At 49.0% G+C, this 22,057-nt stretch carries 18 protein-coding genes; 5 read left to right on the forward strand and 13 right to left on the reverse strand.

Annotation, left to right across the window (positions count from 1 at the left end; translation table 11 throughout):
* Nucleotides 1-12 precede the first annotated feature (12 nt).
* Entirely contained in the window at nucleotides 13-855 is an 843-nt protein-coding gene (gene kduI, locus CLFS41_RS19510; protein ID WP_007860601.1) for a 5-dehydro-4-deoxy-D-glucuronate isomerase, read from the reverse strand.
* 235 nt (nucleotides 856-1,090) lie between these two features.
* Here kduI and CLFS41_RS19515 point away from each other — a divergent pair, with 235 nt between their 5' ends.
* Nucleotides 1,091-2,326 (forward strand): 6-phosphofructokinase, encoded by a 1,236-nt coding sequence (locus CLFS41_RS19515; protein ID WP_007860602.1) that lies wholly within the window; start codon nucleotides 1,091-1,093, stop codon nucleotides 2,324-2,326.
* A gap of 107 nt (nucleotides 2,327-2,433) precedes the next feature.
* Here CLFS41_RS19515 and CLFS41_RS19520 read toward each other — a convergent pair whose 3' ends face one another.
* A complete protein-coding gene (locus CLFS41_RS19520) occupies nucleotides 2,434-3,276 on the reverse strand; it encodes an SDR family oxidoreductase (RefSeq protein WP_007860604.1) in 843 nt (280 codons plus the stop codon).
* Between the two features lie 105 nt (nucleotides 3,277-3,381).
* Nucleotides 3,382-4,431, reverse strand: coding sequence for a mannonate dehydratase (locus tag CLFS41_RS19525; RefSeq protein ID WP_007860606.1), 1,050 nt, complete (start codon nucleotides 4,429-4,431; stop codon nucleotides 3,382-3,384).
* 212 nt (nucleotides 4,432-4,643) lie between these two features.
* Between CLFS41_RS19525 and CLFS41_RS19530 the strand changes: the two genes are divergently transcribed.
* The gene (locus CLFS41_RS19530) at nucleotides 4,644-5,534 is read left to right on the forward strand and encodes an AraC family transcriptional regulator (protein ID WP_007860608.1); all 891 of its coding nucleotides are present in this window, start codon (nucleotides 4,644-4,646) and stop codon (nucleotides 5,532-5,534) included.
* A gap of 14 nt (nucleotides 5,535-5,548) precedes the next feature.
* Nucleotides 5,549-6,544, forward strand: coding sequence for a radical SAM protein (locus CLFS41_RS19535; protein WP_045093225.1), 996 nt, complete (start codon nucleotides 5,549-5,551; stop codon nucleotides 6,542-6,544).
* Between the two features lie 1,301 nt (nucleotides 6,545-7,845).
* Here CLFS41_RS19535 and CLFS41_RS19540 read toward each other — a convergent pair.
* The 4 genes from CLFS41_RS19540 to CLFS41_RS19555 form a co-directional block, all read right to left on the reverse strand.
* Entirely contained in the window at nucleotides 7,846-8,730 is an 885-nt protein-coding gene (locus CLFS41_RS19540) for a ribokinase (protein ID WP_007860612.1), read from the reverse strand.
* Nucleotides 8,731-8,841: 111 nt separating this feature from the next.
* A complete protein-coding gene (locus CLFS41_RS19545; protein WP_045093226.1) occupies nucleotides 8,842-9,945 on the reverse strand; it encodes an alginate O-acetyltransferase in 1,104 nt (367 codons plus the stop codon).
* 21 nt (nucleotides 9,946-9,966) lie between these two features.
* Nucleotides 9,967-11,439 (reverse strand): MBOAT family O-acyltransferase, encoded by a 1,473-nt coding sequence (locus CLFS41_RS19550; protein ID WP_045093227.1) that lies wholly within the window; start codon nucleotides 11,437-11,439, stop codon nucleotides 9,967-9,969.
* Between the two features lie 39 nt (nucleotides 11,440-11,478).
* Nucleotides 11,479-12,840, reverse strand: coding sequence for an MATE family efflux transporter (locus CLFS41_RS19555; protein WP_007860617.1), 1,362 nt, complete (start codon nucleotides 12,838-12,840; stop codon nucleotides 11,479-11,481).
* A 351-nt stretch (nucleotides 12,841-13,191) separates the two neighbouring features.
* On the opposite strand from CLFS41_RS19555, the gene CLFS41_RS19560 reads away from it, so the two are divergent.
* Nucleotides 13,192-13,758, forward strand: a complete 567-nt coding sequence (locus CLFS41_RS19560; RefSeq protein ID WP_007860618.1) for a manganese efflux pump MntP family protein — start codon at nucleotides 13,192-13,194, stop codon at nucleotides 13,756-13,758.
* Between the two features lie 107 nt (nucleotides 13,759-13,865).
* Here CLFS41_RS19560 and CLFS41_RS19565 read toward each other — a convergent pair whose 3' ends face one another.
* From CLFS41_RS19565 to CLFS41_RS19575, 3 genes are all read right to left on the reverse strand, one after another.
* Complete coding sequence (locus CLFS41_RS19565; protein ID WP_007860619.1) at nucleotides 13,866-14,612, reverse strand: hypothetical protein; 747 nt, start codon at nucleotides 14,610-14,612, stop codon at nucleotides 13,866-13,868.
* Nucleotides 14,613-14,652: 40 nt separating this feature from the next.
* Nucleotides 14,653-15,879, reverse strand: a complete 1,227-nt coding sequence (gene tyrS, locus CLFS41_RS19570; RefSeq protein WP_045093228.1) for a tyrosine--tRNA ligase — start codon at nucleotides 15,877-15,879, stop codon at nucleotides 14,653-14,655.
* Between the two features lie 462 nt (nucleotides 15,880-16,341).
* Nucleotides 16,342-17,283, reverse strand: a complete 942-nt coding sequence (locus CLFS41_RS19575; RefSeq protein WP_045093229.1) for a DMT family transporter — start codon at nucleotides 17,281-17,283, stop codon at nucleotides 16,342-16,344.
* Nucleotides 17,284-17,580: 297 nt separating this feature from the next.
* On the opposite strand from CLFS41_RS19575, the gene CLFS41_RS19580 reads away from it, so the two are divergent.
* On the forward strand, nucleotides 17,581-18,612 hold the full coding sequence (locus CLFS41_RS19580) for a 3-deoxy-7-phosphoheptulonate synthase (RefSeq protein WP_007860629.1): 1,032 nt from the start codon (nucleotides 17,581-17,583) through the stop codon (nucleotides 18,610-18,612).
* A 260-nt stretch (nucleotides 18,613-18,872) separates the two neighbouring features.
* Here CLFS41_RS19580 and CLFS41_RS19585 read toward each other — a convergent pair whose 3' ends face one another.
* The 3 genes from CLFS41_RS19585 to CLFS41_RS19595 form a co-directional block, all read right to left on the reverse strand.
* Nucleotides 18,873-19,715 (reverse strand): undecaprenyl-diphosphate phosphatase, encoded by an 843-nt coding sequence (locus CLFS41_RS19585; protein WP_045093230.1) that lies wholly within the window; start codon nucleotides 19,713-19,715, stop codon nucleotides 18,873-18,875.
* Nucleotides 19,716-19,796: 81 nt separating this feature from the next.
* Nucleotides 19,797-20,471: a uracil-DNA glycosylase gene (locus tag CLFS41_RS19590; RefSeq protein ID WP_007860632.1), complete on the reverse strand. Its 675-nt coding sequence runs from the start codon at nucleotides 20,469-20,471 to the stop codon at nucleotides 19,797-19,799.
* A 225-nt stretch (nucleotides 20,472-20,696) separates the two neighbouring features.
* Nucleotides 20,697-22,037 (reverse strand): APC family permease, encoded by a 1,341-nt coding sequence (locus tag CLFS41_RS19595; protein WP_045093231.1) that lies wholly within the window; start codon nucleotides 22,035-22,037, stop codon nucleotides 20,697-20,699.
* Nucleotides 22,038-22,057: the final 20 nt, after the last annotated feature.

Genomic DNA, 22,057 nt, shown 5'->3' on the forward strand with positions numbered 1-22,057 from the left:
ATCTGTCTGCCCCTACATCATCTGATTCGGCATCATGGTATCCATGTCATCGAACTCCATGTTCTCTCCGCCCATGGCCCAGATAAATGTATAGTTGGATGTACCGGCTCCGCTGTGGATGCTCCAGGACGGGCTGATGACAGCTTCCTCATTCTTCATGATGATATGCCTTGTCTGGGTGGGCTCTCCCATCATATGGAATACCACGTTGTCTCCCGGAACCTCAAAGTACATATAGATCTCCATACGGCGCTCATGGGTATGGGCCGGCATGGTATTCCATACACTGCCCTCTTCCAAAACCGTCATGCCCATGGACAGCTGGCAGGTCTGAAGCACATCCGGGTGGATGAACTGGTTGATCACGCGCTTATTGGCAGTCTCGGCAGCGCCGCATGGCCTCTTGGCAGCCTTCTCAATGGGGATATAGGTGGTGGTAAAAGAAGTATGGGCCGGTGCACTTACCATGTAGAACTTGGCCGGAGCAGAGGCATCCTGGCTGGAGAAGTAAACCTCCTTGGTTCCCTTGGTGATATACAGACAGTCCTTATATCCCATGTTGAATTCCTGGCCGTCAGCTACGATCTTTCCAGCGCCTCCAATATTAAAAATACCCACCTCACGGCGCTCCAGGAAGAAATGAGTGCCGAAATTCTTCCAGCAGTCAATTCCCTTATCAATGGAAACAGTCTCGGTTGTGGGCATACATCCCAATGTCACCATACGGTCCACGTGTGAATACACGGCAACCACTTCATTCTCCACATACAGGTTCCGGATCAGGAATTCATCCCTTAATTCTTCTGTGGTATAGCGCTTCACATCTCTCTGGTTTGCAGAATAACGAATATCCATTACTTAAATCCTCCTTTGGCTGCGAGGTTGTATTCCAACCTATCAACTTGTATACAACTTTTTAAATTTGTATACAGGTTAGCACATAGTCATTTCAATTTCAATTGGCATAATATACAAAATTGGATTACATTTCTATGCATGTTTACAAGAGTGGATTGCATTGTCTTTACATTTATTATATACTCATATGCGTACTTGCCTAACATCAAAGAGAATATCAAGGAGAAGCATCATGAGAAAAAACATTCTGGTTGGCCAGTCCGGAGGGCCCACTGCTGTCATTAACGCCAGTTTATACGGAGTCATCACCGAGGGAAAAGCCCATCCTGAACACATAGACACGGTTTACGGCATGGTAAACGGAATCGAGGGTTTCCTCTCAGGCCGCTGCATGGATCTTTCACAAGAGCTGACCGCGGAGGACCTTTTGCTGTTAAAGCAGACCCCGGCGGCATATCTTGGCTCCTGCCGCTATAAGCTTCCCGAGAATCTGGACGCCCCTGTTTACGGGCTTTTATTTGAAAAATTCACCTCACTGGGCATTGGCGCCTGCCTTTATATCGGCGGCAATGACTCCATGGATACAGTGGATAAGCTGTCCCGCTGTGCCCGTCTGCGCCATGAAAACGTATCATTCATTGGGGTACCTAAAACCATAGACAACGACCTTCCTGTCACGGACCACACACCGGGTTACGGCAGCGCTGCCAAATATGTGGCATCCACGGTCAGGGAAATATGCCTGGACGCCTCGGTATACCAGCAGCCCGCAGTCACTATTGTGGAGCTTATGGGCCGCCATGCCGGCTGGGTCACTGCGGCCAGCGTTCTGGCAAGAAAGCACCCTGGAGACAACCCTCTCCTTATCTATATGCCGGAAGTTCCCTTTGACATGGAACAGTTTTTGGAAAATGTAAAAAATGCCCTGGATCAGCAGCCCAATGTGGTGGTCTGCGTATCCGAAGGCATCAGGGATAAACATGGAAGATTTATTTGTGAATATGCCAATGAGGCCAGCCTGGACACCTTTGGCCACAAAATGCTCACTGGAAGCGCCAAGCTTCTTGAAAGCTATGTGCGCAATCGCTTCCATGTAAAAGTCCGTTCCGTGGAACTGAATGTAAATCAGCGGTGCAGCAGCCTGCTGGCATCTGCCGCGGATGTGCACGAAGCAGTCCTGTCCGGACGAACCGCTGTTCAACAGATGCTGGGCGGCGCCACCGGGTGCATGGTCACCTGTTCCCGCCGCCATACCCCTTCCTATGAATTGGAATACGGGCTGACGGATGTCTGCAATGTCTGCAACAAGGAAAAGGGCTTTCCGGTGGATTGGATCACCCAAAAGGGTACGGATATCGGTCCCCAATTCCTGGAGTACGCACTGCCTCTCATTGCAGGGGAACCGGAGCGGATCATGGAGCTGGGCCTTCCCAAATATCTCAGCCGTTCCAGGAAAACACCTGCCTGATGAACCTTATGTTGGGGTATTGCGGACATTTAGGAGCAGCTTAGGCGAGGGGGATCAAAGGACATTCAAGGGATGTATGACAGAACATACGTAACGGAACATGCATGTTAAACCCCTGCATTTGCCCCGAATCCCCCGTCCACAGGCAGAACCACCCCGGTGATAAAACCGGCAGCCTCGTTATTGAGAAGGAAAAGCAGGGCCCCATTGAGTTCTTCCGGCTTTCCGAACCGGCCCATAGGGGTTGCGGCCAGTACCTTGGCCGCCCTGGCTGCCGGGGCGCCGTCCTCCTCATACAAAAGCCTCTCATTCTGCCGTGTCACAAAAAACCCCGGCGCAATGGCATTGACCCGGATGCCTGCCCTGGCAAAATGCACGGCCAGCCACTGGGTAAAATTGCTGAGAGCCGCCACGGCCCCGCTGAATACCGGTATCCTGGTCAGGGGCCGCTTCGCACTGGCAGAGGAAATATTCAGGATATTGCACCCGTCCCTTCCCACCATATCCTTTGCAAACACCTGACAGGTAAGGAATGCCCCCAGGAAATTCAGATCCAGCACCTTCTGTATGCCCCCATATTCCAGATCGAAAAATGTGACCACATCCCCTTCAATGTCGCCCATCTCAAAATACTCCTTGGATGTATTGGCGCAGGCCTGGTTGCCTCCTGCTCCGTTTACCAGAATATCACAGGGGCCCAGTTCCGCCAGGACCCTGGCATGGACGCTTTCCAGCATATCCTTGTCCATTACATCCACCTCATAGGCCGAGGCGGTGCCGCCCATGTCCCGTATCTCGCCTGCAATTTTCTCAGCCGCCTCCAGATTGATATCCAACAGGGCCACTGATGCCCCTGCCCCTGCCAGAGTCCTGGCAAACATACCGCACAAAATCCCGCCCGCTCCTGTGACCACAGCCATCTTTCCGGTCAGATCCGTTCCGAATACCATACCTTTAACCTCCCTCCATTTGGTTTTGTACATGGTTTCTATGTAAAAAAAGGGACCAGCGCACTCTACCCTGATCCCTTTATTCGATCTATCCATGAAAGTCTATTACTTGCTCATCTTCTCCACTGCCTCAAACAGACCGTTGAGATATGTTGCGCCCAGAGCCCTGTCGTACAGACCATATCCTGCGCGTCCTGTCTCACCCCAGATCATACGTCCGTGGTCAGGTCTCACATAGCCGTCAAAGCCGTTATCCACCAGTGCCTTTACAATTCCGAACATATCCAGGGAACCGCAGGAAGACAGATGTGCTCTCTCCTCAAATCCATTGTCCAGAACAGCCACATTTCTGATGTGTGCAAAATGGATCCTGCCCATGGCAGCATACTTTCCGGCCATTCTCACCACATCGTTTTTAGCGGAGCAGCCCAGGGAACCGGTACACAGCGTGATACCGTTGTGCTTGTCATCCACCAGCTTTAAGAAGCGGTCCAGGTTCTCCTCGCAGGTAATGATTCTCGGCAGACCGAAAATGCTCCAGCATGGGTCATCCTCATGGATTGCCATGTTTACATCACACTCTGCCGCAACCGGGATCACTCTTTCCAGGAAATATTTTACATTATCCCACAGCATATCCTCGGTCAGGTTATTGTACTCCTCAACAACTGCCTTTAATCCTTCTCTTGTGTAGCTGGAATCCCATCCCGGAAGAGTCAGATCGCTGTCGCTGTTCAGAGGATTCACTGCGTCCACCTGCTCCTGATAATATACCAGTGAAGTGGATCCATCACCCAGCTCATGGTCCAACTGGGTTCTTGTCCAGTCAAATACAGGCATGAAATTATAGCATACACACTTGATACCGGCTTCAGCCACACGGCGGATGTTCTCACAGTAGTTCTCAATATATTTATCCCTGGTTGGCTTACCCAGCTTGATATCCTCATGAACCGGAATACTCTCGATCACATCGAATCCAAGGCCCGCATCCTCAACCTGCTTTTTTAACTTGGCAATGCTTTCACGGCTCCATACCTCACCTACCGGCACATCATAAACAGCTGTTACAATAGACTGCATTCCCGGGATCTGGCGGATGTTCTCCAAGGTTACCTTGTCATCTTCTCCGTACCATCTGAATGATAATTTCATGTATAAACTCCTCCTTAAAATTGTTGGTTAATGGATGTCCCTTTATTTAATTTTATTATATCAGATACAGCATTCCCGTCCATAGTGATACTTGCCCAACATATTGCAAATGTTGTTGTTTCATGCTAAGATTGGGTAAAATAATACCTCACCACACGGTTTATACCTGCTCCTGCGCCCGCGCACAAACTGCCCCAGAAAGGAAACTCCCTGTGAAAAAACAGATATCCTCGGACTTTAATACAAGACAATACATGCAGCCCGTTGACTTTGAGCTGTTTTATTACAATGACACTACCTTAAAATCCGTGGCTGCCCATGAACACGATTATTATGAATTCTATTTTTTCCTGGAAGGCGATGTACAATACCATGTGGGAAACAAAAGTTATCATCTGGAGTACGGTGACTGTCTGCTGGTCCCACCCTCCACTCCCCACTATCCGGAATTTCTTTCCCATGACAAACCATACCGCCGCTTTGTATTCTGGCTGGGAGCGGATTACTTCAAAACACTGCGCCAGGCAGATGAGGAGCTGGCTTATGGTTTTGACTATGCCCAGAGCCATCAGACCTACCGTTTTCATACCGACACCATCACCACCCAGGAGATACAGGGTAAGCTTACGGACCTGATCGAGGAGTCGGCCAGCGGCCGCGCCTTCCACCGCCTGACGGCAGAACTTATGGCCGTGTCATTTTTGGTATATATCAACCGGCTGCTTTATGACAGCCTTCACCAAAAGTCAGTGGTCTATGAAAATGTGCTCTACCTGAACATCTGCGACTACATTAACCGGCATTTGGAGGGTGATCTGAGCCTGGACAGCCTGTCCTCCTTTTTTTATGTGAGTAAATATCACATATCCCACATATTTAAGGACAATATGGGGATCCCCCTTCACCAGTATATCCTGAAAAAGCGCCTTCATGCCAGCAAGAACGCCATCCTGTCCGACCAGCCCATCAGCCATGTTTACCATCAGTACGGTTTTAAGGACTACACCAGCTTTTTCAGGGCCTTTAAAAAGGAGTACGGTGTCTCCCCCAAGGAATACAGGGAACATCACCGCCTGCCGGAACAGCAGGACTATACCATTTAGGAGAACCATGAGCCATGAATCAGAGAATCCCCATACCATTTGACAGATATACCGCCTGTACCCTATGCCCCAGGGCCTGCGGTGTCAACCGCCTGGAAACCACCGGCTACTGCGGCTGCGGCCATGAGCTGAAAGCTGCCAGGGCTGCCCTCCACCACTGGGAGGAACCGTGTATCAGCGGTCCTGAACAGGAAAGAGGCGGAAGCGGGACCGTGTTCTTTTCCGGCTGCACCCTAAGATGCTGCTTTTGCCAAAACTGGGAACTGAGCAGTGACAATTTCGGCAAAGTACTGACCGCAGAAGAACTGGCGCAGATTTTCCTGAATCTTGAATCCCAGGGGGCCTACAACATCAACCTGGTCACTCCCACCCAATACCTGCCCCACATCACATCTGCCCTGGATATGGTGCGGGACAGACTTACCATACCCGTTGTCTACAACTGCGGCGGATACGAAACCACAGAGATGATTCTGGCCCTAAAGGACTATGTGGATATATGGCTTCCTGACTTCAAGTATTATGATAACCGGCTTGCCCTTAAGTATTCCAGGGCATCTGATTACTTTGAGCAGTCCTCTGCCGCCATCCGGCAGATGATCCGTCAGACCGGCGCCCCTGTATGGCAGGATCACAACCCGGACCAGGATCACAACCCGGACCAGGATCACCTCCCAGGCCAGGAAAGCGTCTCCTCCTTTCCCCTGCTGAAAAAGGGCGTTATCATACGCCATATGGTCCTTCCCGGACACAAGGATGATTCCATTGCCCTGCTTCACTGGATGAAAGATCATCTGCCTGAAGGCCGGTATCTGATCAGCCTTATGAGCCAGTATACCCCCTTTCACCACAGCAGCGAATATCCCGGCCTGAACCGCCGCATCACCACCTACGAGTACAACCGTGTGGTGGACACAGCGATTGAACTGGGTCTGACTCAGGGGTTTATGCAGCAAAAGAGCAGCTCCAGGGAAGAGTATACCCCTCCCTTTGATCTGGAGGGACTGTAAATTAGGAAAACAGCGTAACTCCAACAAAAAAGCGCCTACCTGCCAGCATTCCCTTTTCCCTGGCCTGTAAAACGCCTGATTCCACTCATTCCATATACATATCTTCAGAGCATGTCTCAACTGTGTGTGTTTCAAACGTGCTCTAAACAACAAGGAAGACGAGTATCGAATCTTTGACTAACCACGTTCTCGATTACGATACTCGTCTCCAGACTATCTCGTCCATTGGACCAAGCCTCACTTTTCTGAAACAATTGTTTCTTTTTATTTCTATATTAAGTTGTTACACCATTCTACTATCTGCTACTTCGCTCTTACTACTTCATCTAACTACTTATGTCTGATCCATTTTCCTTACTTCTTTGTACCCTACTATCCGGTATTAATTTAATTCGTTCTAATGATACTTTCTCGTCATATCACTAAACCGATATCTGATCTTTTGATTAATACTCTTGAGATAGTTTCATGAAAATGTTATCATCCATTGTTTTATAAATGTTTCACTTTTTAACAGCTTGTATCTTTAAATTATTTCTTTAAATACTGCAATTGCTTTTTAAACTTTCCAATTTGTTAACTTATTTCTTTATATTAAATGGTTTTCCTTTGTAAACTTACTCATTTACATTAAAACTTCTTTAATCTTTGAAACTCTGTTACTCTTTGAATCGTTTCCCAATCGACTGGATTCTTTTGTTTCTTTAAATCAATTACTTAAAATTACTTTACTGCCTGAGCGTTTCACTTTTTAGTAGATTGGCTTTTCCTGGTCTAATATATAATAAAATTTCTTTTACTATATATTAAACTAAAATTAAGTCTTTGGTGGTCCGTACCTCCTTTGCTTGGATTTTATTACTTGTGAACTGATTGTCTACAGTTCCTTGAATTCTTTTTTGTTCTCTGTTCTTTTGTTGTCTTCATTATAGTAAATGGCATTCTATTTGTCAACACTTTTTTAATTTTTTTATTATCTTTTTAGTTTATTTATATTTAAATCCAATTAATTACAATTGTTTCCGTTTTAATACAATTTTACCCTTGATTATTGTACTAATTGTTTAAATATTCTGATAATTTTAGAATAATCAAACGATTGCTCCCCCTTCCTGTGGCGGATTTCCGGTTTTTCGTAGACAGTGACTCCCTACGGCTTTTCTTAATGATCTTATTTCCGTTCTCAACAACACAAAAATAAAATGAAAGCCGCCATTCCATTGTTTGGCAAAACAAAAACATGGAATGACGGCTTTTTAGATCACCTGTTTTCTTAATGTATTCTTCTGTGTACCCTTTGATCAGAACCCGTCTACCTCATCCCTGGAAGGAATGGATGGAGCTGCCCCCTGGCGTGAGACAGCGATCGCCGCTGCCTTTGCAGCCCATTCAAGAGCTGCAGCGGCATCCATGCCCTGCACCAGGCCTCCGATAAAAAATCCGGTAAAGGTATCCCCGGCAGCGGTGGTATCCGCCACCTCCACCTTATAGATCCCCTGCTTTAACAGGCGTTCCCCGTCCCAGTAAAGGGAACCGTCACCTCCCAGGGTCAGGACGATCCTGGCTCCCGGAAACTTGGCGGACAGCTTTCTAAGGAGCGCTTCCCCCTCTCCCTGCTCATTGCATATATCCCCTGCCTCGATTTCATTTAACAGGAAATAGTCCACATATTCCAGTGGATATTCCCCTATCCTGTGATCCATGGGCGAGGGGTTTAATACGATCTTCATCTGTTTCTCATGGGCCTTTTCCATGATATAACCGATCTCGCTGATCTCATTCTGCAAAACCAGGTAATCCCCTGCCTCAAAGTGTTCCATGACTTCATCCACCATGGATTTTGTGATCTCCTGGTTGGCGCCGCCGTAGAGAAGGATACAATTCCCTCCGTCTTTTGCCTTCTGGATAATGGCATGTCCGGTCTTACCTTCCAGCACTGCAATCAGCTCCGTGTTAACACCGGCACTTTGAAGCTGCCGGATCAGGAAGTCCCCGTCTCCTGTTCCCACCGCGCCTGCATGCCAAACCTCAGCCCCGCTTTTGCTCAGGGCAATGGACTGGTTTAACCCTTTTCCGCCGGAAAATACATTCATGCTGTCTGACGACAATGTCTCCCCACCCCTTACAAAATGATCCACACTGTAGGTATAGTCAATATTCAATGAGCCATAATTCAAAATCTTCATGTACGTTCCTTCTCCTTTTCTGCTTCTATATTGAGTATTGCACAGCATTACATGCTATCCCATCTGATTATACGATATTTTATCCATTTACAAAAGAAGTAGTTTAAAAAATCATTCCGCGTCCAAGGGAGGCAGCATCTTTTCCACATCCTGTGGAATCCTGGTCAGATCCCTCTCCACGATCTGGTACACAATGGCATCCGGCGGATTCTCCTCCAGCATAGTATAGTCAAATGCCTGCCAGTGGTAAAAGTCCACATTTGCAAAATATCTGGGCAGTTTATCCATCAATGCGGTTCCAAATGAGTCCCTGATAACCGCGATCCGCCTTTTGTCCGGAGCTCCCGGGGTGGACATATGGAGTATGTTTTTATCCCCGTTCACATCCTCTGCATTGACTGTCAGCTCATCCCTGTAACCGGTCACCACCGCATTCTCTTCACTGCAGAACCGTTCCGGCAAATGGAACAGGTTCACCAGATCCCCGGGAGTCCCCTGCTCATACGTTACGGTCACATCCTCAATGGGTACCGGCGTACCGCCCAGGGCTTCTATGATCATCTGCGTTCCCACGTATCCCCCTGCAAAATTCCAGTGGGTATCGGTCTTGTAGTACCAGGTATAGTCCCTGTTGGCATTAAAATATTCCCTGGGGTCCAGCACCGTGATACCGGAGTGTTCACGGAGATACTCTTCCAGCTGGGCCGGCCTGTTCCCCTCCCATACGCGGCCGTAGCAATCCGGCATGTATTCCCTGTAAACGCCTTCTTTATTAGGCGGTATCATTACGATAAACGGAATCCCCCTGCTCTCATAATAATCTGCCGCCCGTATGATCTGATTCCCGATCCATGCAACATCATCCGGATAAAAGGGCTCCGTGCCCAGCGCATCGTACAGGCTCATGCCTCCTGCAAAAAAATACCAGCCGTCTTTTCCTCTGATCACATCCTGGTTATCCGCATATCCGAACAGCTTTAAGTTCAGCACTGAATTGGCGCTGAGAAAGCGGTTTCTGAAAGCCGCATGGTCGTTGATGTAACTGTCCACCGCTGAGGGAAATGTTTCATATGTATCCGTTTCAAACACAGGAAATTCCGCAAGGGTCCGGTTCTCCGTCCCCCCGCCATCCCCCTTGCCCCCGGCCAGCATAAACAGCAGGTTGGGAAGGAGCACAAGCGCCCAGAATCCCCCGATCAAAATCTTTTTTATCATAAATGTACTCCCTTATGTATGTCAGAATCTGAAGTAGATAAACGCCTGATAGGTACTGCTGACCATGAGCATTGTACAGAGAAGGAGCAGGAATGCCATAACCGCCACATCCAATACCCCCATGCGCTCTTCATCAAACAGCCGCTTTTTAAGCCCAGGAAACAGCTGCTGAACAGGACCGCAAAAGCATACTGCAAGTATCAGGAGGAAAATGATCCGATTGTCCATAAAAATACGGAGATTCCACAGGCCTGCCTTTGGAACCAGCATGGCAGTGACCATGACCTTGGCCTGGTGAAGGTTCTGCACACGGAACAGCAGCCACCCGAAAGCTACCACCACCAGTGCGTACACGTGGTTCAGCACCTTATATGGATTCTTATCCAAAAGCGTTCCGATCCACAGACGCTCCGCCACGATAAATATCCCGTAATAGATGCCCCAGCAGATAAAATTCATGCTGGCTCCATGCCACAGTCCCGTTGCAAGGAACACCACAAACAGATTGACGCAGGTCCTATTAAGGCCCTTGCGGTTGCCTCCCAGGGGAATGTAGAGATACTGCTTAAACCAGGTGGATAAGGATATATGCCACCGCCTCCAGAACTCACTGACAGAGGCGGACAGGTAGGGGAAATTAAAATTTTCCTGATAGGTAAAGCCAAACATACGCCCCAGTCCAATGGCCATATCCGAGTAACCGGAAAAATCATAATAAATCTGGAAACTGTATAGAATGACTGTAAACCACACCATGGCCGTGCCCAGCTGCTCCAGGGGAAGTTCCCAGATCCGGTCCACCACCTGTCCAAACATATTGGCAAATATCATCTTTTTGGCAAGTCCGCAGACAAACCGCTTGATGCCGTAGGCGTGCATGGAAATGCTCTCCCTGCGGCCCGTGATCTGCGGTTCCAGTTCATTGTATCTTACAATGGGACCTGAAAGGATCTGTGGAAACAGCGATATATAAAGGGCAAGCCTGAACATATTTTTCTGCACCGGCTTTACGCCCCGGTATATGTCGGCTATATAGGAAATGGCTTGGAAGGTATAAAAGGAAATGCCGATGGGCAAAGGAATGTTCCTGGGTGTAAATCCATCTTTTCCCGCAATGGTATAAACCAGTTCCAGGAAAAAATTAAAGTATTTGAAATACCCCAGCAGGCAGATGTTTGCTATGACGCAAACGGCCAGGGCCAGCTTTTTCCTGCCCAGCCTTTTCCTGTCCGGTTTCATTTCTCCCGGCCCTTTTTCATCGGATGCTTTCACACCTGGCCCTCTGTCAAGGCCCGCAATGACAAGGCCAAATACATAATTGACCAGAATGGATAAAAGCACCAGCACCACATAGCGGGGTTCCCCCCATGTATAGAATATCAGGCTGGCGATCAGCAGGATCGCATTTTTAAGTTTCCGCCCCGGCATCAGGTAATAGATCAGGGCCAGAGCAGGAAGGAAAAACCATACAAAGGTAAGTGAGCTGAACAGCATAGAGTAATGTTACCTTTCTTTTGCATCTTTTATTGGCATCTAAATCATGGGCATTGCATCCTGTTTCGGAATCTTGCGGCGTATCTTGCGGAAGGTGATCATGTGGGCTGCCGCGGTGATGGCCCAGGACACCGGATATGACAGATATAGGACATCCAGGGAATGATATGCTGCAAATACAGTGAACACCCACAGCACACGGAATCCGCAGGCCCCTGTCAGTGAAACGAACATGGGAATAATGGAGTAACCAAGGCCGCGCAGGCTTCCCACCATACAGTCCATGATGCCGCAGAGAAAATAGGTGGTGCAGATGATCCCCAGCCTCAGCATACCGTATCGCAGCACTTCCGGGTCAGAGGAATAGATCCCAAGCAGCATCCTGCCGCCCAGCACGGCCGTCAGCCCTAAGGACAGGCCAACTACGGTGACCACCCCCAGGCATATGTACATGATCTTATTGATCCTGCTGTATTTCCTGCCGCCCAGGTTCTGGCTGGTAAAGCTTAGATTGGTCTGGTACACCGCGTTCATGGCCGTATACACAAACCCCTCTATATTGGAGGATGCTGTATTTCCCGCCATGGCAATGGAGCCAAAAGAATTGACCGAGGACTGGATCAGCACATTGGAAATGGAGAATATGGCTCCCTGCATTCCTGCCGGAAGTCCGATCTTTATGATCCGCTTCAGCTTCTTGGGATGGATCCGCAGGTTCTTAAGGGACAGCTTCAAGGCTCCGGGCGCTTCCATCAGGCTCTTTAACACAAGCAGGGCCGATATATGCTCGGATATAACCGTGGCCCACGCCACACCGTCCACCCCCATGCCAAGGCCGATCACAAAAAACAGGTTCAGAACCACGTTCACTATACCGGCCGCAAACAGGAAATAAAGAGGGCGCCTGGTATCCCCGATGGCTCTCAGGATCGCTGCGCCGAAGTTGTACAGCATCAGCACAGGCATTCCCAGAAAATAGATCCGCATATACAGCACGGACTGGCTCAGCACATCATCGGGAGTCCCCATCAGGTGCAGCAGAGGTTTGGCTGCCACCAGGCCTAAGACCACCAGGAACAGTCCGCTGAGGACACTTGTGGTAATGGCCGTATGGACCGTTTCGCTCATGTCCTTTTCCCTGCGGCCTCCATAGTACTTGGCCACCAGGACATTGACACCCACGGACAGGCCCACAAACACATTGATCAGCAGATTGATCAGGGCCGAGGTGGATCCCACTGCCGCCAGGGCACTGCTGCCTGCAAACCGTCCCACCACAATGATATCCGCTGCATTAAACAAAAGCTGCAGGATTCCTGACATCATTAAAGGCACGGAAAATAAAAGGATCTTGCCCAAAAGCGGACCGTTGCACATGTCTATTTCATATGACTTTTTCATCTCGCGTAAACTCCCTGTATACTCCTTTTTTCTGCTGTTTTCCGCAGTATCGGTACGTTCTTATCAGTTTAGCACAGGGGCTGTTTTTTTACAATGGTCTGAATCAACGAATTAAACGCTGTTTCAGATCTTTTTTGAGAATTATTCTTGACTTTTCTTCCAATGTCACGTAAAATGTAGCAAGTGATAAGGGAGTAATTGGCATGCGCTGCATGTAATAAGGTCAACACGCTGATAGATTCTATCTGGCTTTATTTTAAATAATGAGACTTATCTACGGCAAGAGAGCTGTAGATGGGTCTTTTTTTATACGCCATTCCATATATTAAACCAATAACGGGAGGATCTGCTATGTCATTAACCGAGTTATTCATCATTGCCGTGGGCCTGTCCATGGATGCATTTGCTGTTGCTGTCTGTAAGGGCCTGGCCATGCCCAGGATGAGCTGGAAGGGTGCGCTAATCGTGGGTCTGTACTTTGGAGGATTCCAGGCCGCCATGCCATTGTTGGGATACTTCCTGGGCTCTAAGTTCAGCATGGCTATCCGTGCCTACGACCACTGGGTGGCTTTCCTCCTTCTGGTCCTCATAGGCGCCGGCATGGTGAAGGAGTCCTTTGAAAAAGACGAGTCCTGCGCCAACGCGTCCCTGGATGTGCGCGGCATGGTCCTTCTGGCCGTGGCCACCAGCATCGATGCTCTGGCCGTGGGAGTCACCTTCGCATTCCTGAACGTTGACATTGTTCCTGCCGTGTCCTTTATCGGCGCTGTCACATTTACCCTGTCCATGGTGGGCGTAAAGGTTGGAAATGCCTTTGGCTGCAAATACAAATCCAGGGCGGAGCTGGCCGGAGGCGCCATTCTGATCCTTATGGGGCTTAAGATCCTGCTGGAACATTTGGGGCTGTTGGCATTTTAAAACATATCTGCACCACATATTTTCAGCACATATTCTCAGCACATATCTGCAATAAAAAAGCTGTATCCGGCACATCATACCTGCCGGGTACAGCTTTTTTCATGTTTTTAATCCACTCGTTTACCGCTGGAATCCAGACGGAATCCGTCAATGGTACAGTCCGCGCGCATCACACCGCTGTCAGGGCTCAGGTAATATACATCTCCCTTATAATCCTGCCATCCGGTCTTCATATATCCGTCTGCGCCGAAATAGTACCATTTTTCATTGATCAGGGCCCAGTTCGTGAGAACCTCGTCCTGATATTCATATTTCCATCCCCGGGTCTCTTTTTTCCATTTTCCCAAAAGGATGTTGCGGTATGCATTCATATCCTCCTCGGGAAACACGGAAAAATACATGGACGACCTGGCATCCCCATAACAGAATTCCACCACATAACAGCGGTTTAGGTATTCATAGAGATTGCCTGCTGCCTTTTCCCGCTCCACGGTCTCCGGCCGGACAATGGGATAATGAGTTCCCTCCTTCAGGCCATAAACCGTGCATTCCAGATACTTTTGTGTCTCACCGTCATAGGTGAGAAGATAATAATTCATTGTCACGTCATCAAGATTGATGTCGTTTCTGTCTTTTGTAACCGTGAATGTATCACTTTCCGATGCCCTGTAGCCAAGCACATAGGTGGAATACCCATCATAGATGGATGTCCTTCTGCTGTTGATATCCATGTGCATGGATACAGGCACCTGTGGCTTTACGGCTGCTGCTTCCGAAACAAACACCGAGCCTATACTTAGGACAGCTGCAGCCACAAATGCTCCCAGCTGCCGTACCGGTCTGAAACCGCTCATCCGGCACCCTCCTCTCAATCTTCTGACTCCGCAGGACTTTTTATTTGGCAATGACCTTCATAAAATTCTTTTTGCCGCGCTTAAACACAAGGCCTTCGCCTGCAAACTGGTCCTTTGAGAAAACTGCCTTGATATCCTTTACAGCATTCCCATCCACGGATACACCGCCCTGTTCCACATTTCTTCTTGCCTCTGAACGTGAAGCACAAAGTCCTGACTTCTGAAGCACGCCCAGCACGTCAATGGCGCCATCGGTAAAGTCCTCATCTGTCAGCTGGTATGTGGGCATGTTAGCCGTGTTGCCGCCGGACTCAAACAGGGCTCTTGCCCCTTCCTGCGCCTTGGCTGCCTCTTCCTCACCATGCACCAGGCTGGTGAGTTCATATGCAAGGATCTCTTTGGCCTTATTCAGCTGGCTGCCTTCCCACTGGTCCATCTCATCAATCTGCTCAATCGGAAGGAATGTAAGCATACGCAGGCACTTGAGTACATCCGCATCCGCAATATTCCTCCAGTACTGGTAAAACTCAAAGGGAGATGTCTTATTGGGATCCAGCCAGACAGCGCCGGACTGGGTCTTGCCCATCTTTTTGCCCTCAGAGTTGAGCAGCAGCGTGATGGTCATGGCGTGGGCATCCTTGCCCAGCTTTCTGCGGATCAACTCCGTGCCGCCAAGCATGTTGCTCCACTGGTCATCACCGCCAAACTGCATATTGCAGCCATAGCGCTGGAACAGCTCATAGAAATCAAAGCTCTGCATGATCATGTAGTTGAATTCCAGGAAGCTTAATCCCTTCTCCATCCTCTGCTTATAGCACTCAGCCCTCAGCATGTTGTTGACGGAAAAATGGGGTCCCACTTCCCTGAGAAAATCAATGTAGTTAAGTTCTAACAGCCACTCCGCATTGTTGACCATCAGCGCCTTGCCTTCAGAGAAATCTATAAAACGGCTCATCTGTTTCTTAAAGCAGTCACAGTTGTGCTGGATGATCTCAGGAGTCATCATGGTACGCATGTCGGAACGTCCGGACGGATCTCCGATCATGCCGGTGCCTCCTCCGATCAGGGCGATCGGCTTGTTGCCTGCCATCTGCAGGCGCTTCATCAGGCACAGGGCCATAAAATGCCCTACATGGAGACTGTCAGCCGTTGGATCAAAGCCAATATAGAATACAGCCTTGCCTTCGTTTACCATTTTCTTAATTTCTTCTTCGTTTGTGACCTGGGCAATTAAGCCTCTGGCAACTAATTCTTCGTAAATCTGCATGGTGTTTTCTCCTCTTCCTACTCTAAATATTTTATCATATTTCCTGTTTCATGCAAGGGCTTGATTCTTACGTTTTTCTATCAGGCAGCATTTCCCCGGGAGGGGGAGATGTTTTCCTGAGTACTAAAAAAGCCCCGTCCTCTTGATTCAAAAGGACGAAGCCATGTGCTCCGTGTTACCACCTGATGTTTACAGACAGCTCACGCTGCCCGCCTCTTCGAGTACTGGAGTGCATGCCTCTCCTTTATACTCTAGCACGATAACGTGTGCAGGATCCGTCACAGCCTACTGGGCAGCCGCCGTTGGGTGTGAAGCTCTAAGATGTATTCATGACCTGCTTTCCATGCGCCTCTCATCACCCGGCTGCTTTCTGTATGCTTTTGCAGATCATTACTTGTTCCCGTCATAGCCAATTCATGAAATTATCCCCATTATAGACAGGCTTCCCTGTTTTGTCAAGCCCTAAATACCGTCTGTTATCCCTGCATCCGCCTTTTTTAGGGATTCGGGTCTCTGTGAAAATGTCAGCACAAACACAGCTCCCAGGATCAGGGCAAACCCAATAAAATCAGCAGGGGTAAAGGACGTGTTCAGCCAAAACACGGAAATAATGACCGCGGACACCGGCTCCACACTCCCCATAATGCTTCCCCGCAAAGGGCCTATAAGGCTGACCCCCTGCAAAAACAGACCAAAAGCCAGGGCTGTCCCCACCACGATCACGCCGGCCAGGGCGCCAACGGTTCCCGTATCCCACACCGGCGCGCAGGTCCACGGACGCACGAATATTCCCATGGCAATGCCGCCCATGAACATGCCGAATCCCAGTACCTGGTAGATATCATATTTGAGGATCAGACCGCCCGGTATCATGGTATAGATCATGGAGCTGACAGCGGCCAAAAGGCCCCAGAACAGCGCTTCCCCCGAGATATGGAAGGTGTGGATATCCCCATGGGTCCCTATGACAAAGGTGCCAAGGAGCGACAGCCCGATGGCCCCCAGCTCCAGGCCTTTGGGAAGGCGTTTTCCACGGATGCACACCACCAAAAGGATCAGTACCGGCGACAGGTACTGCAGCACCGTGGCGGTTCCCGCATTGGATGCCTGGATGGCCATAAAATACGTATACTGGCAGAAGGTGATGCCAAAAATAGCAAAGGCCAGAAGATGGAGTGCGTCCTGTTTTTTTCTGAATATATTAAGATTCTCCCTTCCGTTCAGCTTAAATCCTGTCAGGATCAAAAGGATGCCTGCAAAGAAAAGGCGCACGGTCACCAGCCACGGTGCCTGTACCGCCTTCTGCTCAAATAAGAACTGGCCGCAGCATCCTGAAAAACCCCAGCATATGCCGCCTGCCAGCGCCATGATCGTCCCCATGGTCTGTCTGTTCCCTGTCTTCATAGTTATGTACTGTCTCCTGGTTATGTATTGTGCCCCGGCTATGGATCGTGTCCCGGTCAGGTATTGTCTCCCGGCAGGTATTATCTCCCGGTCAGGTATTGTCTCCCAAAACCGCCATGTCTCTATTTATACTTGGAAATGCCTTTATTGTCAACATTTTCGTGGGATTCACTATTTACGAATCCCTGTTTCTATACTATAATGAAGCATTGGAACATATCCGTGCGCTGGGGGCATTACATATAGATCGATCCCACGCATAACGGCACGGTATTTATACATGGGAGGATATAGAAAATGGGATTCACGTTTATTAACAAACTGCCGACTCCGGCAGAGATACGGGAACAGTTCCCTCTGGACCAGAAGCTGGCACAGATCAAACAGCAGAGGGATGAGGATGTCAAAAAGGTATTCACCGGGGAAAGCGACAAGTTTATTGTGATCATCGGCCCCTGCTCTGCCGACAATGAGGAATCCGTGTGCGATTACACGGGACGCCTTGTTAAGGTTCAGGAAAAAACAAAGGACAAGCTCATCATCATTCCCCGTGTCTACACCAACAAGCCGCGGACCACGGGCGAGGGTTATATGGGCATGGTGCACCAGCCCGATCCTGAGAAGAAGCCCGATATGTTCGAGGGCATCCTGGCCATCCGCCACATGCATATGAGGGTTCTGCGTGAGACAGGTCTGGCCACCGCTGACGAGATGCTTTATCCCGACAACCTGAACTATCTTTCCGACATGATGGCCTATGTGGCAGTGGGCGCCCGCTCTGTGGAAAACCAGTACCACCGCCTGGTAGCCAGCGGATGTGATGTGCCTGTGGGCATGAAGAATCCCACCAGCGGCGACCTGACCGTTATGCTCAACTCCGTGGTGGCCGCCCAGCTGCCTCATGATTTTATCTTCCGGGGCAATGAAGTGCAGTGCCCGGGGAACCCGCTGACACACACCATTCTCAGGGGAGCTGTCAATAAAAGGGGACAGTGCATTCCCAACTACCACTACGAAGACCTGAAGCTGCTCTTTGACCTGTATGCCAAGAGAGATCTGAAGAACCCGGCCTGCATTGTGGATACCAACCACTCCAACTCCAACAAGCAGTACAAGGAGCAGATCCGTATCTCCAAGGAAGTGCTTCACAGCCGCCGTCATTCCAGCGATATCAAAAAGCTGGTCAAGGGACTTATGATCGAGAGTTATATCGAGCCGGGCAGCCAGAAGATCGGCCAGCACTGCTACGGCCAATCCATCACAGACCCCTGTCTGGGCTGGGAAGACTCAGAGCGGCTGTTGTACGAGATCGCCGATAATCTGGACTAAGCGGGAAATCATTCCTGACTATCGCCTCAGCCGGAAGCAAAACCGCAGCTGCCAGTTAGTTTGGGCGCTGTGTTTTGTTTCCGGCTGAAATTATTTCCATCACTTTTTTCAATCCGCCTTGGGGAAGCCGGGCGTACTTGGATGTAAATATCAGATATAAAAAGGCCGGCGTATAGGACGCCGGCGGGACAACTCTCTTTTCTCTTTTTAACTCTTCTGCAACTCGTTTGCATCACTTCTTCAACTCGTTTGCAAACCAGTTAACTGGCCAATGCCGTTATTCCAAAATAAGCCAATACGATCACGCCCAGTATGATCCGGTAATATCCAAAGAACTTAAAATCATGCTTGCGCACATAACTCATCAGGAACTGGATGGAGTAGATGGAGACCACAAAGGCGATCAGCATTCCCAGGACCGTATAAAAGATCTGTGGGCCGGTGAATACATTGCCTGCCACAAAATATTTCACCAGCTTTAAAAGGCTGGCTCCGAACATGACCGGGATCCCCAGGAAAAATGAGAACTCGGCAGCAGCGCCCCTGGAGCAGCCCAGCACCATGGCTCCCAGTATGGTGGAGCCGGAACGGGAGGTTCCCGGGATCAGGGCCAGCAGCTGGACCATGCCGATCATAAAGGCTGTCTTGGCTGAAATCTGCCCCACCTTATTGATCTGCGGATTGGAGCAGACGCTGCTGTTCTCCAGTACAATGAACAGCACGCCGTATATGATCAGGGCCGCCGCCACCACATAGGCGTTAAACAGATGGGCTTCCATCCAGTCATCCAAGAGAAGCCCCAGCACGGCCGCGGGCACACATGCGATCACGATCTTGATCCATAAGGCCCAGGTGGCATCCTTTTGGCGGCTGCTCTTGGTAGGGCTGAACGGGTTCAGCTTATGGAAATACATTACCACCACCGCCAGGATAGCCCCCAGCTGGATCACCACCAGAAACACGTCCTTAAACGCATCCGGCTGGTTTAACCGGATGATCTCATCCACCAGTATCATATGCCCTGTGCTGCTTATGGGCAGCCATTCCGTAAAGCCCTCCACAATACCCAATACAATTATCTTCAACACTTCAACTAAAGTCATAAATTCTCCTTACCGCATGACTGCATTGCTCCGGCTGCATGCTGTACATTTTATGTAATCTTTTCGGTCACTATACCTGTTTTATAGATTCTCGATCTGCCAGTCCACAGGCGTCAGGCCGTGTTCTTCAAGAAAGGCATTGGTCTTACTGAACGGCCTGCTGCCAAAAAATCCACGGAACGCGGAAAGGGGACTGGGATGGGGCGCTTCCAGGATCATGTGCTTTGGATTGTTTAACATGGGCTTCTTGGACTGGGCCGGCCTGCCCCAGAGGATAAATACCATGGGCCTGTCCTGCTCATTGAGGATCTTGATCGCCGCGTTGGTAAACTCCTCCCAGCCGATATCGTGGTGGGAATTGGCCTGGTGGGCACGCACCGTAAGAACAGTGTTCAGCAGCATAACGCCCTGATCCGCCCATTTTTTCAGATAACCGTTATTGGGGATATAACATCCCAGGTCATCATGGAGTTCCTGATAAATGTTCACAAGGGAAGGCGGGATCTCCACATCCGGCTTCACGGAAAAACACAGGCCGTGGGCCTGTCCGTCATTGTGGTACGGGTCCTGCCCCAGGATCACCACTTTCACATCAGCCAGAGGCGTGAAGGCAAATGCATTAAAAATATCATCAGGAGCCGGGAATACCTTCCTGGTCTCATACTCGTGCTTTACGGTCTGGTACAGTTTCCTGTAATAATCTTTCTTAAATTCACTGCTTAAGGGCTGCAGCCAATCATTGGATATTGCGGCCATCTTCTGCATCTCCTTTTCTTCTACATAATTATCCATATTTTCATATTTTAGCATAGGAATACAAAGGAAACAACGGATATATACAAAATATTTGTCAAAGATTTGAGGAATTTGGACATGGGAATGGATTAATTTCCATAAAAAAGGTCCGATTCCCCCCTATCCGGAAGGGGAATCGGACCTTTTTACGGAAAACTTGGAAACAGATCAGCCGCCTGGAATGCGTCAGAATCTGATCTCAGTATCGGAGAAACCTTGTTCCTCTTTAATTTTGATCTGGTATTTTTCACGCCAGAAAATATAGGCCGTGGTTGCCGCCAGCACCAGGGCAACTATAAAAAGCAGCACAGGAGGATAATTTTTCATATTCTCATACACGATCCATCCCAGAGCGGTATAGCAGATCATTAAAAATAGAATCAAAGCCGGCTTGCTCATGTGAAACTTTGAGTTTTTCCAAATTTCAGGATACTTATAAAGAACAGCAATACACGCCACATTGGGAATGATCTTTGTCAGGTATGTCAGGCCTGAGGTCATGCGTGAAAACAGCGTTGTGTCAATTCCTAAAAGGATGGGCATAACGGTGATAACAAACATCAGGCTTAGAAGCATATACGGAACACCATGCTTATTAAGCCTTCCGAGAATGCCCGGAAACCATCCCTCCTCACTGCTGCGGACCAGAGCATTTGCTGTGTTTAGGAAACTGGCATTGATGGTCGTGGCAAGGGCGATCAGCGCACCGCCTACAACAAAAAACAGATAACTGTTTCCCGGATAAATTGTTTTTGCCACAAGGGTAAGGGGCTGGTTTGCGGTTTCACTCAAGGGTAAAACACCGGCTGCCACGATTGCGATCAAGGAAAACAGCACCATGGCGGTTCCCGTGATGGCAAGGTTGCCAAGTATAATGGTCCGGTGGGGATTCTTCACACGCCCTCCGCTGTTGGTCAGCCAAAGGCCGCCTCCCATTGCAAAAACCAGCATTGTAACAGAATCCTTCATCCCCTGCGCCCGGTTGAGAAACATTTTGTCAATGGTAAAATTATCAATATTAACTTTTGGAAGTCCTAAAATCAGAAAGCTTCCCCATGCAAGAATTAAAATAATATTGAGGGCTGTCTGGAGCCTTGCCACATTTTTACCCCCAAAAAGATTTGCTATAAAGAAAACAGTCACGACCACCAAAGCGATCACAGTCTTATTAACAGGAAAAATACTGTCCAGATAATTGGCAAAAGAAACTCCCATAAAACCAATGGTTACATCTGTTAAAAAGATGATACAGGCATAAATGCCTCCCAGTTTCCGGTTCAGTATACTGGCATATACGTAATTGCCGCTGGTACGCGGCAAAACGGATGCTGCCAGCAAAAGGGGACCATTTGCTAAAAATACGGCAACGCCTGCAATGAGATAGGCAATGAAAACACCGCTGCCGGTAAAACCAATGCAAACACCTGTCATTGTGATGATTCCGGCTCCGATTACCATTCCAATGCCCGTGGAATAACATTCGGAAAAAGTTAACTTTTGTTTTGTATCATGAGTATTACCAGACATGAACAGATACCTCCTCATTC

The organism is Clostridium sp. FS41 (genome assembly GCF_000954015.1).
GTDB lineage: Bacteria > Bacillota > Clostridia > Lachnospirales > Lachnospiraceae > Enterocloster > Enterocloster citroniae.